The sequence below is a fragment of the Nonomuraea sp. NPDC049607 genome, assembly GCF_040675375.1.
Lineage (GTDB): Bacteria > Actinomycetota > Actinomycetes > Streptosporangiales > Streptosporangiaceae > Nonomuraea.
Genome location: NZ_JBFAOV010000008.1, coordinates 165,136 through 179,138, shown reverse-complemented (window position 1 = coordinate 179,138; position 14,003 = coordinate 165,136). Strand labels below are relative to the sequence as shown.

18 protein-coding genes are annotated in these 14,003 nt (G+C 72.0%); 10 read left to right on the top strand and 8 right to left on the bottom strand.

What is annotated here, in order from left to right; genetic code table 11:
* Window positions 1–21: 21 nt before the first annotated feature.
* Window positions 22–447 carry an OsmC family protein gene (locus AB0J97_RS18440; RefSeq protein ID WP_357698135.1) on the bottom strand — a complete coding sequence of 142 codons (426 nt, stop codon included), beginning with the start codon at window positions 445–447 and terminating at the stop codon, window positions 22–24.
* Between the two features lie 157 nt (window positions 448–604).
* Here AB0J97_RS18440 and AB0J97_RS18435 point away from each other — a divergent pair, with 157 nt between their 5' ends.
* The 3 genes from AB0J97_RS18435 to AB0J97_RS18425 all read left to right on the top strand — a co-directional run bounded on the left by AB0J97_RS18435 (window position 605) and on the right by AB0J97_RS18425 (window position 2,991).
* Entirely contained in the window at window positions 605–1,156 is a 552-nt protein-coding gene (locus AB0J97_RS18435; protein ID WP_364089940.1) for a sigma-70 family RNA polymerase sigma factor, read from the top strand.
* Window positions 1,156–2,046, top strand: coding sequence for a maleylpyruvate isomerase family mycothiol-dependent enzyme (locus AB0J97_RS18430; protein WP_364089937.1), 891 nt, complete (start codon window positions 1,156–1,158; stop codon window positions 2,044–2,046). The genes AB0J97_RS18435 and AB0J97_RS18430 overlap by 1 nt, the downstream gene beginning before the upstream one ends.
* Window positions 2,047–2,220: 174 nt before the next feature.
* Window positions 2,221–2,991, top strand: a complete 771-nt coding sequence (locus AB0J97_RS18425; RefSeq protein ID WP_364089934.1) for a SigB/SigF/SigG family RNA polymerase sigma factor — start codon at window positions 2,221–2,223, stop codon at window positions 2,989–2,991.
* An 84-nt stretch (window positions 2,992–3,075) separates the two neighbouring features.
* On the opposite strand, the gene AB0J97_RS18420 is transcribed toward AB0J97_RS18425, so the two are convergent.
* The gene (locus tag AB0J97_RS18420) at window positions 3,076–4,422 is read right to left on the bottom strand and encodes an ankyrin repeat domain-containing protein (RefSeq protein ID WP_357698143.1); all 1,347 of its coding nucleotides are present in this window, start codon (window positions 4,420–4,422) and stop codon (window positions 3,076–3,078) included.
* 167 nt (window positions 4,423–4,589) lie between these two features.
* On the opposite strand from AB0J97_RS18420, the gene AB0J97_RS18415 reads away from it, so the two are divergent.
* The 3 genes from AB0J97_RS18415 to AB0J97_RS18405 all read left to right on the top strand — a co-directional run bounded on the left by AB0J97_RS18415 (window position 4,590) and on the right by AB0J97_RS18405 (window position 6,609).
* Complete coding sequence (locus AB0J97_RS18415; RefSeq protein ID WP_364089930.1) at window positions 4,590–5,348, top strand: DUF1707 domain-containing protein; 759 nt, start codon at window positions 4,590–4,592, stop codon at window positions 5,346–5,348.
* Window positions 5,349–5,419: 71 nt separating this feature from the next.
* Window positions 5,420–5,917, top strand: coding sequence for a SigE family RNA polymerase sigma factor (locus AB0J97_RS18410; RefSeq protein WP_364089927.1), 498 nt, complete (start codon window positions 5,420–5,422; stop codon window positions 5,915–5,917).
* Window positions 5,918–5,919: 2 nt separating this feature from the next.
* The gene (locus tag AB0J97_RS18405) at window positions 5,920–6,609 is read left to right on the top strand and encodes a hypothetical protein (RefSeq protein ID WP_364089924.1); all 690 of its coding nucleotides are present in this window, start codon (window positions 5,920–5,922) and stop codon (window positions 6,607–6,609) included.
* A gap of 4 nt (window positions 6,610–6,613) precedes the next feature.
* Here the strand turns inward: AB0J97_RS18405 and AB0J97_RS18400 are convergent, their stop codons facing one another.
* From AB0J97_RS18400 to AB0J97_RS18375, 6 genes are all read right to left on the bottom strand, one after another.
* A complete protein-coding gene (locus AB0J97_RS18400; protein WP_364089921.1) occupies window positions 6,614–7,354 on the bottom strand; it encodes a sirohydrochlorin chelatase in 741 nt (246 codons plus the stop codon).
* A 23-nt stretch (window positions 7,355–7,377) separates the two neighbouring features.
* Window positions 7,378–8,106 carry a phosphoadenylyl-sulfate reductase gene (locus AB0J97_RS18395; RefSeq protein ID WP_352328173.1) on the bottom strand — a complete coding sequence of 243 codons (729 nt, stop codon included), beginning with the start codon at window positions 8,104–8,106 and terminating at the stop codon, window positions 7,378–7,380.
* Window positions 8,103–8,246: an Insertion element protein gene (locus AB0J97_RS18390; RefSeq protein ID WP_103955276.1), complete on the bottom strand. Its 144-nt coding sequence runs from the start codon at window positions 8,244–8,246 to the stop codon at window positions 8,103–8,105. The genes AB0J97_RS18395 and AB0J97_RS18390 overlap by 4 nt, the downstream gene beginning before the upstream one ends.
* Complete coding sequence (locus tag AB0J97_RS18385; RefSeq protein WP_364089916.1) at window positions 8,243–9,916, bottom strand: nitrite/sulfite reductase; 1,674 nt, start codon at window positions 9,914–9,916, stop codon at window positions 8,243–8,245. The genes AB0J97_RS18390 and AB0J97_RS18385 overlap by 4 nt, the downstream gene beginning before the upstream one ends.
* Before the next feature lie 103 nt (window positions 9,917–10,019).
* The gene (locus AB0J97_RS18380) at window positions 10,020–10,103 is read right to left on the bottom strand and encodes a putative leader peptide (RefSeq protein ID WP_311132608.1); all 84 of its coding nucleotides are present in this window, start codon (window positions 10,101–10,103) and stop codon (window positions 10,020–10,022) included.
* Window positions 10,104–10,171: 68 nt separating this feature from the next.
* Complete coding sequence (locus AB0J97_RS18375) at window positions 10,172–10,297, bottom strand: hypothetical protein (RefSeq protein ID WP_260478325.1); 126 nt, start codon at window positions 10,295–10,297, stop codon at window positions 10,172–10,174.
* 55 nt (window positions 10,298–10,352) lie between these two features.
* Here AB0J97_RS18375 and AB0J97_RS18370 point away from each other — a divergent pair, with 55 nt between their 5' ends.
* The 4 genes from AB0J97_RS18370 to glyA all read left to right on the top strand — a co-directional run bounded on the left by AB0J97_RS18370 (window position 10,353) and on the right by glyA (window position 13,939).
* Window positions 10,353–11,117, top strand: a complete 765-nt coding sequence (locus AB0J97_RS18370; protein ID WP_364090297.1) for a TIGR03084 family metal-binding protein — start codon at window positions 10,353–10,355, stop codon at window positions 11,115–11,117.
* 54 nt (window positions 11,118–11,171) lie between these two features.
* Window positions 11,172–11,546, top strand: coding sequence for a YccF domain-containing protein (locus AB0J97_RS18365; RefSeq protein ID WP_357698154.1), 375 nt, complete (start codon window positions 11,172–11,174; stop codon window positions 11,544–11,546).
* Between the two features lie 58 nt (window positions 11,547–11,604).
* Window positions 11,605–12,537 carry a YihY/virulence factor BrkB family protein gene (locus tag AB0J97_RS18360; protein WP_364089912.1) on the top strand — a complete coding sequence of 311 codons (933 nt, stop codon included), beginning with the start codon at window positions 11,605–11,607 and terminating at the stop codon, window positions 12,535–12,537.
* A gap of 148 nt (window positions 12,538–12,685) precedes the next feature.
* Window positions 12,686–13,939 carry a serine hydroxymethyltransferase gene (gene glyA, locus AB0J97_RS18355; protein WP_364089909.1) on the top strand — a complete coding sequence of 418 codons (1,254 nt, stop codon included), beginning with the start codon at window positions 12,686–12,688 and terminating at the stop codon, window positions 13,937–13,939.
* The last annotated feature ends 64 nt before the right edge of the window (window positions 13,940–14,003 follow it).

Genomic DNA, 14,003 nt, shown 5'->3' with positions numbered 1-14,003 from the left:
TCGCACGCCAAAGCGCTCCCGTTAGAGGAGTTCGGCGTTCAGTGTGATCGTGGTGCCCGCCAACGCCTTGCTGACCGGGCAGTTCGCCTTGGCGGTCGCGGCGGCCTCCTGGAACTGCTCGGCCGTGATGCCCGGAACCTGTCCCTGCACGGTGAGCACGATGCCCGTGATGCCCTCACCCGGCTGGAATGTCACGTCCGCGCTCGTGCGCAGCGACTCCGGCGGCGTGCCCGCGCCGGCCAGGCCGTGCGACAGGGCCATGGCGAAGCAGGAGGAGTGGGCGGCGGCGATGAGCTCCTCCGGCGAGGTCTTGCCGCCCGCCGCCTCGGCCCTGGAGGGCCAGGAGACGTCGAACGTGCCCACGCCCGAGGAGTCGAGCGAGACGGTGCCCGAGCCGTCGAGCAGGGCGCCCTTCCACTGCGTGGTGGCGGTGCGGGTGGTGGCCATGGCGGGTGATCCCTCCTGTCGTCGTCCTCTCGACACTATCGTGGGCCTCAGGAGCCGCCGCGGGGGGTCGTCCGCCTCAACATTTCCGGCGAACAATGGCATGCTCGGGTCGCGGCGCACCCGCCGTCTTGGTCCGGACCACGGGAGTGTGGTGCCAGTGGAGGCACCGTACGACGACCGCCTGCTGCACCAGCGGGTGGTCGGCGGCGACGAGTCGGCGCTCGGGGAGGTCTACGATCGGCTGTCCGCGCTGATCTTCGGGCTCTCCTTACGGGTCACCAGGGACCGTGTGATCGCCGAGGACATCACGCAGGAGGTGTTCCTGGTGTTCTGGGAGCGCCCGCTGGCCTACGACCCGGAGCGCGGCACGCTGCGCGCCTGGCTCGCCACGATCGCCCACCGCCGCGGGGTCGACCACGTACGGGCCGAGGAACGCCGCCGGGTCTCCGTCCTCGGGCCGAAGCTGTTCGAGCGCGAGCCCGTGCGGCCGGAGGACACCGTGCTGGCCGCCGAGGAGGCCGAGCGCGTTCGGCAGGCGGTGACGTCGTTGCCCGAGGGGCTGCGCCGGCCGGTCGAACTGGCCTACTACGGCGGCCGTACCTATCGGCAGGTGGGTGAGGAGCTGGGCGTGCCCGAGGGCACGGCCAAGTCGCGCATCCGGCTGGCGCTGCGGCGCCTGGCGGACGCGCTGGCGGAGGAAGAAGGCTGATGGATCCTGTCGAGCGCCTCTTTCTGGACGCGTTGATGGAGGACCCGGCGGTGCCGGTCGGCTCCCTGCGCCCGCAGCTCCTGGCCGGCGCCAGGGCCCGCCGCCGCCCCGCGGCGCCGACCGCCGGCTGGGCGCGGCCGTACGCGGGCCGCGTCGCCGCCATGGACGCGCTGCTGGCCTCGGCCGTGGACGACGACTGGTCACGCGTCATCGTCGAGGGCTGGACGTTGCAGGAGCTCGTGGCCCACCTGGCCGCCAAGGACGGCCTGCTGGCCGCCTCCGTCGGCGCGCCCGTGCTCAGCCCTCCGCCGGCCGCCTCCGACGGGGCCGGCCGCACGGCCGACGTGCAGGCGTACGAGCGGGCCCGCAGCCCCGAGCAGACCAGGCGCGACTGGCGGGCCCAGGCCGACGCCCTCTGCCGCCACCTGGACGGACTCGACCCGGCCCGGCCGGCCACGGTGGACGGCATGGAGGCGGCCGTGCGCGACCACGTCCTGGCCAGGAGCCTGGAGACGTGGGTGCACACCGCCGACGCCGCCACGACGGCCGGGATCCGCCTGCCCGACCCCGTGCCCGAGCACATCCGCCCGACGGCCGACCTGTGCGCCCGCCTGCTGCCCTGGACGATGCTGCTGTCCGGCCTGGACGGCTCCGGCCGCACCCTCCTGCTCACGCTGACCGGCGCCGGCGGCGGCGAGTGGCGGATCCCGCTCGGCGTCTCCGACACCGCGCCGGGCACGCCGGACGCCCACGTGACGGCCGACGTGGTCGCCTTCTGCTTCCTGCTGGGCGGCAGGGGAGAGCCGGACACCTTCCCGGCCGAGCTGACGGGCGACCTCGCGCTGGCCCGCGACGTCCTGACCACGGCTCCCGCGCTGTCGGGGCCGTGAGCGGGTAGGCTGTGATCGATTTGTTACCTAATATAAGGTGATAAATCGGGATCCATAGGGAATCCTTTGATCCGAAGTCCAGCAGAGGGCTTCATCTCACGTTCAAACGTGGCGTGCCTCTGCCTGGGCTTTTTCCATGGGCAGAGCCGCCATCGGGCATATGGAGCTACTCAGATGGCCGTCCTGGAAATCGCACTCGACGAAATGACCGCCGAACAGCTTCTGGCTGAGATGAACAGGCCGGAAGCCTCGGACGAGCACAAGGCCCGCATCCGCGAGCGCGTCGTCACCATGTACGACTCCCTCGTCACCGAGGTCACCCGTCGCTACCGCCACCAGCGCGAGCCGATGGAGGACCTGCGCCAGGCCGCGTACGTCGGCCTGATGAAGGCCATCAACGGCTTCGACCCCGAGCTCGGCCACGAGTTCCGCGGCTACGCCATGATCACGATGGTCGGCGAGGTCAAGCGGCACTTCCGCGACCGCACGTGGGCCGTCAAGGTGCCGCGCGTCTACCAGGAGCGCAGGCTGGAGCTCAACAAGGCCACAGCCGACCTCACCCAGACGCTCGGCCACTCGCCCACCGTCTCCGAGCTCGCCGCGCACATGAACATCACGGAGGAGGACGTCCTGCTCACCATGGACGCCTCGACCGCCTACAGCGCCCTGTCGCTGGACGCCCCCGTCGGCGGCGACAACGACGGCGCCGACCTCGGCGACTTCCTGCCCTCCCAGGACGACTCGCTGGACACGCTGCTCGGCAAGTACGCCGTCAAGCCGCTCATCGACGCCCTGCCGTCGCGCGAGCGCAACATCCTGCTGATGCGCTTCTACGGCAACATGACCCAGTCGGAGATCGCCGCCGAGTTCGGCATCTCGCAGATGCACGTCTCCCGCATCCTGCGCGCCGTGCTCACCCGGCTCCGCACCGCCCTGTCGGACTGACCGGGCGGGCAGGCGGTCCGCGGCCCGGCCGAGAACCCGCGCCCCCGGCGGCCCCGCACGGCGGGGGCGCCGGGGGCGCCGGGGTCACTCCTCGCCGATCCCCGTGACGAGGTCTCTGGCGTAGTCGTCGTCGCTCTCCTCCAGCACCCGCCGGACGCCCTGCTCGGCCCGCTCGTCGCCGCGCGTCGCGAGCCCCCGCGCCGCCTCGGCCACCGTGCGCAGGTCGGCGTCCCCCAGCCGGTCGGCCAGCGCCTCCCGGATGCGGGGCGTGTCCGCCGACAGCCCGGCCAGCCCGGCCGTGGCCCAGTCGCGGATCTCGGCCTCCTCGTCCCGGGACATCTCGATGAGCAGGGCCAGGCCCTCCTCGTGGTCGGCGGGCAGGACGTCGGCCAGCGCGATGGCGTCCGTCATCGTGCGTTTGTGGCCCGGCCGGCCGATGATGTCGAGCACGGCGGGCAGCGCGCGCGGGTCGCCCTGGTGCCCGAGCGCGGCCAGCACCGAGCGCAGCACCTGCGGGTTGCCCTCGGTGGTCACCATCTTCTGCAGCAGCGCGAGAGTGCGGTCGAGATAGGGCTTCTCGCCGTCGGCGAAGCCGAACTGGGCGATCGCGTCGACCCCGAACTCCCGCTCCCGCGCGTCCTCGCTCACGCACAGCCGGGCCAGGGCCTCGTACGTCTCGTCGTCGGCCCGCCGGCCCAGCGAGTCGGCCACGATCCACCAGGTCTCGGCGTCCTCGTCGACGTCGCGGTGGGCGACGGCCCTGGCGACGAGCTGGTCGGCCGGCGTGTAGACGCCCGCCGCGTCCTCCAGGACGGTCGCGATGGCGGCGTGGCCGCGCTGGGCCTGCACCTGCTCGGTCTCCGAGCCGTCGGGGGAGCGGCCGGCCACGGTGACCAGCTCGGTGCCGTCCTTGGCGTACTGGCGGCCGACGACGTACTCCCAGCCCTCCTGGGCGATCTGGTCGAGCAGCGCGGACTCCAGGTGCACGCCCACCCAGTCGGCCGCGATGTCGAGCGGGCTGTCGCCGTCGCCGTCGAACTTCTCGTGGTCGGCGCCCGCCTCCAGCAGCGTCTGCACCACGCCCAGCGCCCCGCGCCTGGCCGCCAGCGTCAGCGGCGTGTCGCCGTCGTCGTTGGCGGCGTCGAGCTCGGCCCCGGCCTCGATCAGCACGCGGGCGGTGGCGGCGTGGCCGTTGGCGGCGGCCCACAGCAAGGCGGTCCAGCCGCCGGCCTCGCGACCGTCGACCGCGGCCCCGGCAGCGAGCAGCGCCTCGACGACCTCGACGCGGTCCCAGGCGGCGGCCGCGCAGAGCGGCAGCCCGGCCTCCTCGCCCTCGCTGGCCTTGTTGGGGTCGGCGCCCCCGGTGAGCAGCTTGCCCACGGTCTCGGTCTCGCCGTTCAACGCCGCGCGGTAGAGCTGTTCCTCATGCATGACAGGACCCTAGCGTCTTCGCCGCCCGGGGTCGCCGGAGCACGCTGACGGGCGCGCGCGGCAGCGGCCAGGGGGGTGGTGCCGGGGAGCGTGCCCATCCAAGGGTGTACGGATGTTCCTCCCAAGGGAGGAGTCCAGATCGGTCCAAGACGCGATATGTTGCGTCTATGACAGATCCGGGTGAGGTGCGCGCGTCGGACGCCGAACGCGAGGCCGTCGTGGAGCAGCTCCGTGTCGCCTCGGTCGAGGGCCGGCTCACGCTCGCCGAGCTGACCGACCGTACCGAGGCCGCCTACACCGCGACCACGCACGCCGAGCTCGCGCTGCTCACCCAGGACCTCCCCATGGGCGCCGGCCCCGTGCCCGCCCCGGCCCACCAGGGTGGCAGGCAGGGCGGCAAGCGGCGCTGGTTCGTCGGCATCATGGGCGACACCAAGCGGCGCGGCACCTGGCGCATCGACCAGGAGCTGGGCGCGGTCGCCGTCATGGGCGACGTGCTGCTCGACCTGCGCGAGGCCGAGGTGCGCACGGACGTGGTCGATGTCACGGCGGTGTCCGTGATGGGCGACGTCAAGATCATCGTGCCGGACGGCGTGAACGTGGACCTCGACGGCGTCGCCGTGATGGGCGACAAGAGGGTCGACGTGCTGGAGGCGGCCCCCGGGATGAACGTGCCGGTGATCCGGGTGCGCGCCTACGCCGTGATGGGCGACGTCAAGGTGCTCGGCGACTCCCGCGCCCAGCCGCTCAAGCGCGGTCTGGCCGCCTGGCGGGAGCACTGGCGGGCGCTGCACGGCGACGACTGGCGCGAGATCGGCCGCCGGATGCGCGACGACGCCCGCGAGGTCGGCCGGCAGATCCGCGACGAGCACCGCGCCCTGGAGCACGAACGCCGCGAACGCCGCCGCGACTACCGGGGCTACTGAGGCCGTGCAACGTACGCGGGGGTCCTCGGCGTACTGATCGGTGAACATCACCGGACAGTGAGGATCTCTCGATGCGGGATCGTGCCGACTTCGAGCGCTACGTCGAGCAGCGCTCGGCCCGCCTGCTCAGGACGGCGTACCTGCTGTGCCGCGACTGGGCCATGGCGGAGGACCTGACGCAGACCGCGCTGGCCAAGGCCTGGCTGGCCTGGCGGCGCGTCGGCGCGGACCCCGACGCCTACGTCTACCGCATCCTGGCCAACACGCACGCCTCCTGGTGGCGGCGGCGCTGGCGGGGCGAGGTGGCCACGGGCGAGCTCCCGGACCAGCCGCAGCGGGACGAGACGGCCGGGATCGGCACCCGTGACGCGCTCAGGGCCGCCCTGGCCGCGCTGCCGCCCAAGCAGCGGGCCGTGGTCGTGCTGCGGTACTTCGAGGACCTGCCCGACGAGGCGATAGCCGGGATCGTGGGTTGTTCGGTGGCCACCGTACGCAGTCAGGCCAGCCGCGCGCTGGCCAAGCTGCGGCTGGACCCCGCGGCCAGGGCCGCGGCGGAGACCGGGAGCTGACGATGACAGAACAGCGACTGCGCGACCTGCTCGACCACGACAGCGCCGGAGCGCCCCCGGGCGGGATCCGGCTGGCCGACGTGGACGCCCGCGTCCGCCGCCTGCGGTGGCGCCGGGGCCGGGCGGCGGGCTCGGTGGCGGCGGCGGCCCTGGCGGTCACGGCCGTCACGGTGCTCACCGTGGACGCCCGGCCCGTTCCCCAGGCCGCCTCCGCCTCCGGGGACGTGTGGGTCGGCGCCCTGGCTGAGCCGTCGCCCGGCGGCGCCCAGCCTGGCCTGCCGCTCTTCCACGGCTACTCCCAGGGAGGCAGGCGGGAGACGTTCACCTTCAGGGCGAAGGCCGAGAGGCTGTCCTTCGCCCTCACCTGCCCGTCCGGCGGCTACGGGCTGGTCTGGCTCAACGGCGACCTGGCCGCCACCGGCGCGTGCGGGCCCACGGTCCGGCAGCCTCCCGGCTGGTTCGGCGACGCCACGGCCCGCGACGGCGTGAACGAGGTGAGCGCCGCCGTCGTGCGGGCCGCCGACGTGGGAACCGGCCCGATGACCGCCGCGAGCGCCGAGCTGCTGCTGGCCAGGACCGCGTCCTACGCCGCCGAGTGGCGGCTGACGCTGGTGGACGCCCGCACCCGCTCGTGCCGGGCCGACGTGATCCGGGTCGATCCGAGGAGCGGCGAGATCACGGCTCGGTGCTGAGCGCTCAGCCGGCCACCGGGACGCGGTCGAGCAGGGCCGCCTCGTACCGTTCGAGCAGCACGTCCACCAGCTCGGGCGCAGGGCCGAGCACGTCGGCGCAGACGGCCGGGGCGGTGACCCGGCGGATGCGGTCGGCGAAGAAGCCGGGAGCCAGCAGGTAGGGGGCGACGGCCACGCGCGGCGCGCCCGCGGCCCGAAGCCGCGCGACGGCCTCCTCGGGGGTCGGCCCGGCGGCCGAGGCGTAGGCCGCGGTCACCGTCCACCAGCCGGCGCGCCGCCAGGCGCGGGCCATGCCGGCGACCACCTCGTTGGCCCTGGCGTCGCTCGAACCGGCCGAGACCAGCACCACCGCCGTGTCGGGGTCGCCGGCCGGGACGCCCGCCTCCGACAGCCGCCGCTCCAGCGCCGGCAGCAGCAGCGGGTGCGGCCCGAGCGTCGTGCCGTAGCGCACCCGCAGGCGCGGGTCGCGTGCGCGGGCCTCGTTGAGCGCGGCGGGCAGGTCGACCCGGCTGTGGTAGGCCTCGGTGAGCAGCAGCGGCAGCACCACGGCCTCGCCCAGCCCGTCGAGCGCCTGCCCCAGCGTGGGGGCGCAGTGGTCGAGGTAGGCCACCCGCACCGGCACGTCGGGACGCGCCAGGCGCACGCGGTCCAGCAGCGCGGCCACGGTGGCGGCGGCCCGCGGGTCACGCGACCCGTGCGCCACCGCCACCAGTGGCACGCGCCCGGGGGCCGGCCCGCCTGCCAACGGGACGCGGCCCCTTCCGGGGATCACAGGTGAATGCCGCATTCGACCTTCCCCAGCCCCGCCCAGCGGCCGCTGCGCGGGTCCTCGCCCTCGGCCACCTGGCGCGTGCACGGCGCGCAGCCGATCGAGGGGTAGTTGTCGTAGTGCAACGGGTTGATCAGCACCCCGTTGTCGGCGATGTAGTTGTCGACGTCCTCCTGCGTCCAGGCGGCGATCGGGTTGACCTTCACCATCTGGCGCTTGGCGTCCCACTCGACGACCCTGGTGTCCGTACGGCTGGACGACTCGTCCCGGCGGATGCCGGAGATCCACGCCAGGTACGGCTCCAGCGCCCGGTTCAGGGGCTCCACCTTGCGCAGGTAGCAGCACAGGTCCGGGTTGCGGCCGAACAGGCGCGGCCCGAGGTCGCGATCCTGCTCCTGGACCGTCCTGGACGGCTTGATGTCGATCACGTTGACGTCATAGACCTGCCGCACCGCGTCACGCGTGCCGATGGTCTCGGCGAAGTGGTAACCGGTGTCGATGAACAGCACGTCCACGCCGGGTTTCACGCGGCTCACCAGATCGATGAGCAACGCGTCGCTCATGGAGGACGTCAGGCACAACCGGTCGCCGAACGTCGCCGCGGCCCACCGGATGATCTCCCGGGCCGGGGCGCCCTCAAGGAACGTGGCGGCGGACTCGACGATGTCCTGCAGGTCGAGCGTGCCGCGCTGATCTCTTAAACCGACTTCGATGTCGACCAGCGTCATATCTTCACTCCGATTCCGAGAAACTTCAGCTTGAAGGCGCGGGCGCAGGCGCGGCAGTACCAGCCGCCGTCCCCCTCGTAGGGCTCCAGGTCCTCGTCGCCGCAGTACGGGCAGTGGAAGGGAACCGCTCGCGTGGTCATTTCAGGTCCGCCTCGTCCGCGCGCTGCACCCAGTTGGCGAAGGTCTCGCCCTCCTTCTTCTGGGCGTCGTAGTTGCCCACCACGCGCTCGACGTAGTCGGGGAGGGCCTTGGCGGTGGTCTTCAGGCCGCGCACCTTGCGGCCGAAGCCCGACTCGACGCCGAGCGAGCCGCCCAGGTGGATCTGGTAGCCCTCGACCTGCTCGCCGTTCTCGTCCACGACGAGCTGGCCCTTCAGGCCGATGTCGGCGACCTGGATGCGGGCGCAGGAGTTGGGGCAGCCGTTGACGTTGATGGTGAGCGGCTGCTCGAAGTCGGGCAGCCGCCGCTCCAGCTCGTCGATCAGGTGCGCGGCGGTGGCCTTGGTCTCGACGATGGCGAGCTTGCAGTACTCGATGCCGGTGCAGGCCATCGTCTGGCGGCGGAAGGTGGAGGGGTTGACCTGGAGGTCGTTGGCCTCCAGCTCGGCCACGAGGGACTCGACCCGGTCCGGCGCGACGTCGAGGACGACCATCTTCTGCTCGACGGTGGTGCGCACCCGGCCCGAGCCGTGCCGCTCGGCGATGTCGGCGATCGTGTGGAGCTTGTCGCCGTCGAGGCGGCCCACCTTGGGCGCGAAGCCGACGTAGAAGTTGCCGTCCTTCTGCGGGTAGACGCCCACGTGGTCGCGGCGGCTGCCGCGCGGCAGGGCCGGCGCCGGGCCGTCGGGCAGGCTCTCCTTGACGTACTCGGTCTCCAGCACCTCGCGGAACTTCTCCACGCCCCAGTCGTTGACCAGGAACTTCAGCCGGGCCCTGTGGCGCAGCCGCCGGTAGCCGTAGTCGCGGAAGATGCCGATCACGCCCGCGTAGACGTCGTCGACGCGGTCAGGGCTGACGAACACGCCGAGGCGCTTGGCCAGCATCGGGTTGGTGGACAGGCCGCCGCCGACCCACAGGTCGTAGCCCGCCTCGCCGTGCTCGTTGACGACGCCGACGAAGGCCACGTCGTTGATCTCGTGCACCGTGCAGTGGGCCGGGCAGCCGCTCAGCGCGCTCTTGAACTTGCGCGGCAGGTTGGAGTACTCGGGGTTGCCGATGAACTGCCGGTTGATCGCGTGGATGTCGTCGGTGGCGTCCAGCACCTCCTCGGCGTCGATCCCGGCCAGCGGGCAGCCCAGGATCACGCGCGGGGTGTCGCCGCACGCCTCGGTGGTGGACAGGCCGACGGCCTCCAGGCGCTCCCAGATGTCGGGCACCGACTCGATCTCGATCCAGTGGAGCTGGATGTTCTGCCGGTCGGTCAGGTCGGCCGTGCCGCGGGCGTACTCGTTGGCGATGTCGGCGATCGTGCGGAGCTGGCGCAGGTCGAGCTGGCCGCCGTCGATGCGCACGCGGAGCATGAAGTAGCGGTCGTCGAGCTCCTCCGGCTCCAGGATCGCGGTCTTGCCGCCGTCGATGCCGGGCTTGCGCTGGGTGTACAGGCCGTACCAGCGCATGCGGCCGCGCAGGTCGGCGGGGTCGATCGAGTCGAAGCCCCGCTTGGAGTAGACGTCGATGATGCGCTGGCGGACGTTGAGGCCGTCGTCGTTCTTCTTGTTCTCTTCGTTCTTGTTCAGCGGCTCCCGGTAACCGAGGGCCCATTGGCCTTCGCCGCGCGGGCGCTTGTGATGCCGGCTGGCAGGGGTGCTCATTGCGCGTCCTTCGAATTGTGGGCGCGCGCAGCGTTCCTCCTGCCTCGTCGTCGAGTGCAGGGGTTCAGGTGGTTGCGACGCGCTCTGCGGTGGAGAAGATGAGTTAGCGGGCGTCGCAACAGATGGCACTGCGGACACGCTGAAGGTCGACGTGGCGTCGACCGACGAGCATGGGGTCCGCTGGCATACCTCTGAAGATACTCCGGAGATCCCGGATGTCCAAGATGGGGTCCAGAGTCTGGACTCCGCCGGACCCTAACCCTGGCGCGGCCAGTCGAGCGCAGACTCCTGCGGCCGCTCCTCGCTCTGGTGCTGGCAGTCGCACCAGGAGCCGCCGCGGCAGTCGTCGTGACGCTTGTCCTTGCAGCTCTCGCAGATCACGTCTGCATTATTCTCCTAGAACGTTGTTCGGGTTAGGCTGGCGTGCGTGGACCTCATGGCCGGGCTGCTGGCCGACCTCCGGGCCGAGACCGATTCCCTGGAGGCGCTGCTGGCGCCCCTGCGACCCGCCGACTGGGAGACGCCCACGCCCGCCGACGGATGGGCCGTGCGCGACCAGGTGAGCCATCTGGCCTGGTTCGACGACGCCGCCGTGGTGTCGGTCACCGATCCGGCCGCCTTCCGGGCCCTGGCCGCGCGGGCCGGCTCGGTGGACGACCTCGCCGCCGCCTGCCGCGCGATGCCGCCGGGAGAGCTGCACGCCTGGTTCCGCACGGCCCGCGCCGGCTCGCTGGAGGCGTTCGGCACGCTCGGCGCCCGCGTACGGGTGCCCTGGTTCGGGCCGGCGATGTCGGGCGCGTCCTTCGTCACCGCGCGCCTGATGGAGACCTGGGCCCACGGCCAGGACGTGGCCGACGCGCTCGGCGTCACCCGGGAGCCCACCGAACGGCTGCGGCACGTGGCCCTGCTCGGCTGCCGCGCCCTGCCCTACAGCTTCGCCGCCCGCGGCCTGCCCGAGCCCGCCGAGCCCGTACGCGTCGAGCTCACGACCCCCGCCGGCGACCCGTGGACCGCCGGCCCCGCGGACGCCTCCGCCGTCGTACGCGGCCCGATGCTCGACTTCTGCCTGCTCGTCACCCAGCGCGTCCACCTGTCGGACACGGCCCTGGAGGCGACAGGGGAGCCCGCCCGCGCCTGGATGGAGATCGCGCAGGCGTTCGCCGGGCCGCCGGGGAAGGGACGGCCGCCGCGGTCAGGGTAAGTTCAGGGTCGTACCGGATGACGTCGGCGGCACGGCCGGTGACATCCTGTGAGCATGCGGACCATTCTGAACGTCATCTGGCTCGTGTTCGCCGGAATCTGGCTGGCGATCGGCTACGCCGTGGCCGGGATCATCTGCTGCGTCCTCATCGTCACCATCCCGTTCGGGATCGCCTCGTTCAGGATCGCCGCCTACGCTCTGTGGCCGTTCGGCCGGACGGTCGTGCGCGACCCGGACGCCGGCGTCTTCTCCCTCATCGGCAACATCATCTGGTGCGTGGTCGCGGGCATCTGGCTGGCGATCGGGCACGTGATCACCTCGATCCCGCTGTTCATCTCCATCATCGGCATCCCCCTCGGCATCGCGAACCTCAAGCTCATCCCCGTCTCCCTCCTTCCGCTGGGCGCGCGCATCGTGGACAACGACTAGGGCAGGTGCCGGGACGTAAGCTGTCCCGGAGAGTCACTGCGAAATACCGTTGGGTGCCATGACGTCCACCAATGCGCCTTCCCGGTCCAGGAGGCGGCTCGCCTCGAACGCCCGGGCCAGGCTGAACTGGGTGCTCGACACCAAGTCGTGGGCGATCGTGCGCGCGGCCACGAACGCCGGTGTCGACTACCGGGTCACCGGCCTGGCCGGCGAGGCCGCGTTCTTCGCGCTGCTGTCGCTGCCGCCGTTCGTGCTGGGCCTGATCGGCGTGCTGGGCAAGCTCGGCACCTGGCTCGGCGGCGGCGTCGTCACCGAGGTCAAGACCTGGGTGATCGATCAGGCCGGGCTGCTGTTCACCGACGAGGCCGTCAAGAAGGTGATCAGTCCGCTCATCACCGACGTGCTCAGGGACGACGCCAACAAGGTCTCGATCATCTCCCTCGGTTTCCTGCTGTCGCTGTGGTCGGGCTCGCGGGCGCTCTATGTCTACGTCGACCTCATCTCGGTCGCGTACGGGCTGGGGGAGGAGCGCGGCATCATCCGCACCCGGCTCCTGTCGTTCGGCCTCTACGTCGTCGGCCTGATCATCGGCATCATCGTCATGCCGATCCTCGTCATCGGCCCCACCCTGCTCAAGGACGCCCTCCCCGGCGAGTACGGCATCCTCATCGACGTCCTCTACTGGCCGGTCGTGATCATCGGCTCGGTGCTGTTCCTCACCGTGCTCTACCACGTCAGCGTGCCGGTGCGGACGAAGTGGTACCGGGAGCTGCCCGGCGCGATCCTGGCCCTGTTCCTGTGGATCGTGTGCGCCGCCGTGCTGCGGGCGGTGCTGGCGGCCTGGTTCTCGCCCGTGTCCGTCTACGGCTCCCTGGCCGCCCCGATCGCGCTGCTGCTGTGGCTGTACATCACCGCCCTGGCCGTGCTCATCGGGGCCATCCTGAACGCCGAGGTCGACCGGCTCTGGCCCGGTGTGAGCCGGACCAAGTAGCGGGACGAGCGGCCTGCGGCGCATCCGCTATCGTCTAGGGCGACGCGACTGGCGCATTCGGTGGGATCGACCACCAGGGAGCGAATCAACCGGGAGCGGAGGCCGAGCGCCTGGGTCTTCGCCAATTGTCAATGATGACAGGGGAGTCATGAGTTCTCTTGCTAGCGCCGACCCGCAGCTCGCCGAGCTCATCAAGGCGGAGGAGCGCCGCCAGGCCGACACCGTCAAACTGATCGCGTCCGAGAACTACGTGTCCAAGGCCGTGCTCGAAGCGACCGGCACGGTGCTGACCAACAAGTACTCCGAGGGCTACGCGGGCAAGCGCTACTACGAGGGCCAGCAGGTCATCGACCAGATCGAGACGCTGGCGATCGAGCGGGCCAAGGGCGTGTTCGGCGTCAACCACGCCAACGTCCAGCCGTACTCGGGCTCGCCCGCCAACCTGGCCGTCTACCTGGCCTTCCTGCAGCCCGGCGACACCGTGCTCGGCATGGGCCTGCCGTTCGGCGGCCACCTGACCCACGGCTGGTCGGTCTCGGCCACCGGCAAGTGGTTCAACCCGGTCCGCTACGGCGTGCGCCGGGACACCGGCCGCGTCGACCTCGACGAGGTCCGCGAGCTGGCTCTGGAGCACCGGCCGAAGCTGATCTTCTGCGGCGGCACCGCGATCCCGCGCACGATCGACTTCGAGGGCTTCGCCTCCATCGCCCGCGAGGTCGGCGCCGTGCTCGCGGCCGACATCGCGCACATCGCCGGCCTGGTCGCGGGCGGCGCCCACCCGTCCCCGGTGGGTCACGCCGACGTGATCTCCACGACCACCCACAAGACGCTGCGCGGCCCGCGCGGCGCCATGCTCATGGCCACCAGCGACGAGCACGCCACCGCGCTCAACAAGGCCGTCTTCCCCGGCCTCCAGGGCGGCCCGCACAACCACACCACCGCCGCCATCGCCGTCGCGCTGCACGAGGCCGCCCAGCCGTCCTTCCGCGACTACGCCCATCAGGTCGTCGCCAACGCCAAGGCCCTGGCCGAAGAGCTGTCCAGCCGGGGCTTCGACCTGGTCTCCGGCGGCACCGACAACCACCTGATCCTGCTCGACCTGACGCCCAAGGGCATCGGCGGCAAGCCCGCCGCCCAGGCGCTCGACCGGGCCGGCCTGGAGACCAACTACAACGCGGTGCCGTTCGACACCCGCAAGCCGTTCGACCCGTCGGGCATCCGCATCGGCACCCCGTCGGTCACCTCGCGCGGCATGGGCGAGGCCGAGATGCGGCAGATCGGCGCCTGGATGGACGAGGTCGTCACGGCCCTGGCCAAGGGCGACGCCGAGGACGTCATCACCCGCGTCCACCACGAGGTCAGCGAGCTGACCGCCCAGTTCCCCGCGCCCGGCCTGTCCTGATCCGGCGCCCGGCCCGTCCCGCCGCTGACGGCGGACGGCCGGACGCCCCGCCGCACGGGCTCCC

Bases quoted from the DNA above. Each gene is read 5' to 3' on its own strand.
- AB0J97_RS18440 (WP_357698135.1), bottom strand. From the start codon at position 447: ATGGCCACCACCCGCACCGCCACCACGCAGTGGAAGGGCGCCCTGCTC.
- AB0J97_RS18430 (WP_364089937.1), top strand. From the start codon at position 1,156: ATGGATCCTGTCGAGCGCCTCTTTCTGGACGCGTTGATGGAGGACCCG.
- AB0J97_RS18425 (WP_364089934.1), top strand. From the start codon at position 2,221: ATGGCCGTCCTGGAAATCGCACTCGACGAAATGACCGCCGAACAGCTT.
- AB0J97_RS18420 (WP_357698143.1), bottom strand. From the start codon at position 4,422: ATGCATGAGGAACAGCTCTACCGCGCGGCGTTGAACGGCGAGACCGAG.
- AB0J97_RS18415 (WP_364089930.1), top strand. From the start codon at position 4,590: ATGACAGATCCGGGTGAGGTGCGCGCGTCGGACGCCGAACGCGAGGCC.
- AB0J97_RS18410 (WP_364089927.1), top strand. From the start codon at position 5,420: ATGCGGGATCGTGCCGACTTCGAGCGCTACGTCGAGCAGCGCTCGGCC.
- AB0J97_RS18405 (WP_364089924.1), top strand. From the start codon at position 5,920: ATGACAGAACAGCGACTGCGCGACCTGCTCGACCACGACAGCGCCGGA.
- AB0J97_RS18395 (WP_352328173.1), bottom strand. From the start codon at position 8,106: ATGACGCTGGTCGACATCGAAGTCGGTTTAAGAGATCAGCGCGGCACG.
- AB0J97_RS18390 (WP_103955276.1), bottom strand. From the start codon at position 8,246: ATGACCACGCGAGCGGTTCCCTTCCACTGCCCGTACTGCGGCGACGAG.
- AB0J97_RS18385 (WP_364089916.1), bottom strand. From the start codon at position 9,916: ATGAGCACCCCTGCCAGCCGGCATCACAAGCGCCCGCGCGGCGAAGGC.
- AB0J97_RS18380 (WP_311132608.1), bottom strand. From the start codon at position 10,103: ATGCCAGCGGACCCCATGCTCGTCGGTCGACGCCACGTCGACCTTCAG.
- AB0J97_RS18370 (WP_364090297.1), top strand. From the start codon at position 10,353: ATGGCCGGGCTGCTGGCCGACCTCCGGGCCGAGACCGATTCCCTGGAG.
- AB0J97_RS18365 (WP_357698154.1), top strand. From the start codon at position 11,172: ATGCGGACCATTCTGAACGTCATCTGGCTCGTGTTCGCCGGAATCTGG.
- AB0J97_RS18360 (WP_364089912.1), top strand. From the start codon at position 11,605: ATGACGTCCACCAATGCGCCTTCCCGGTCCAGGAGGCGGCTCGCCTCG.
- glyA (WP_364089909.1), top strand. From the start codon at position 12,686: ATGAGTTCTCTTGCTAGCGCCGACCCGCAGCTCGCCGAGCTCATCAAG.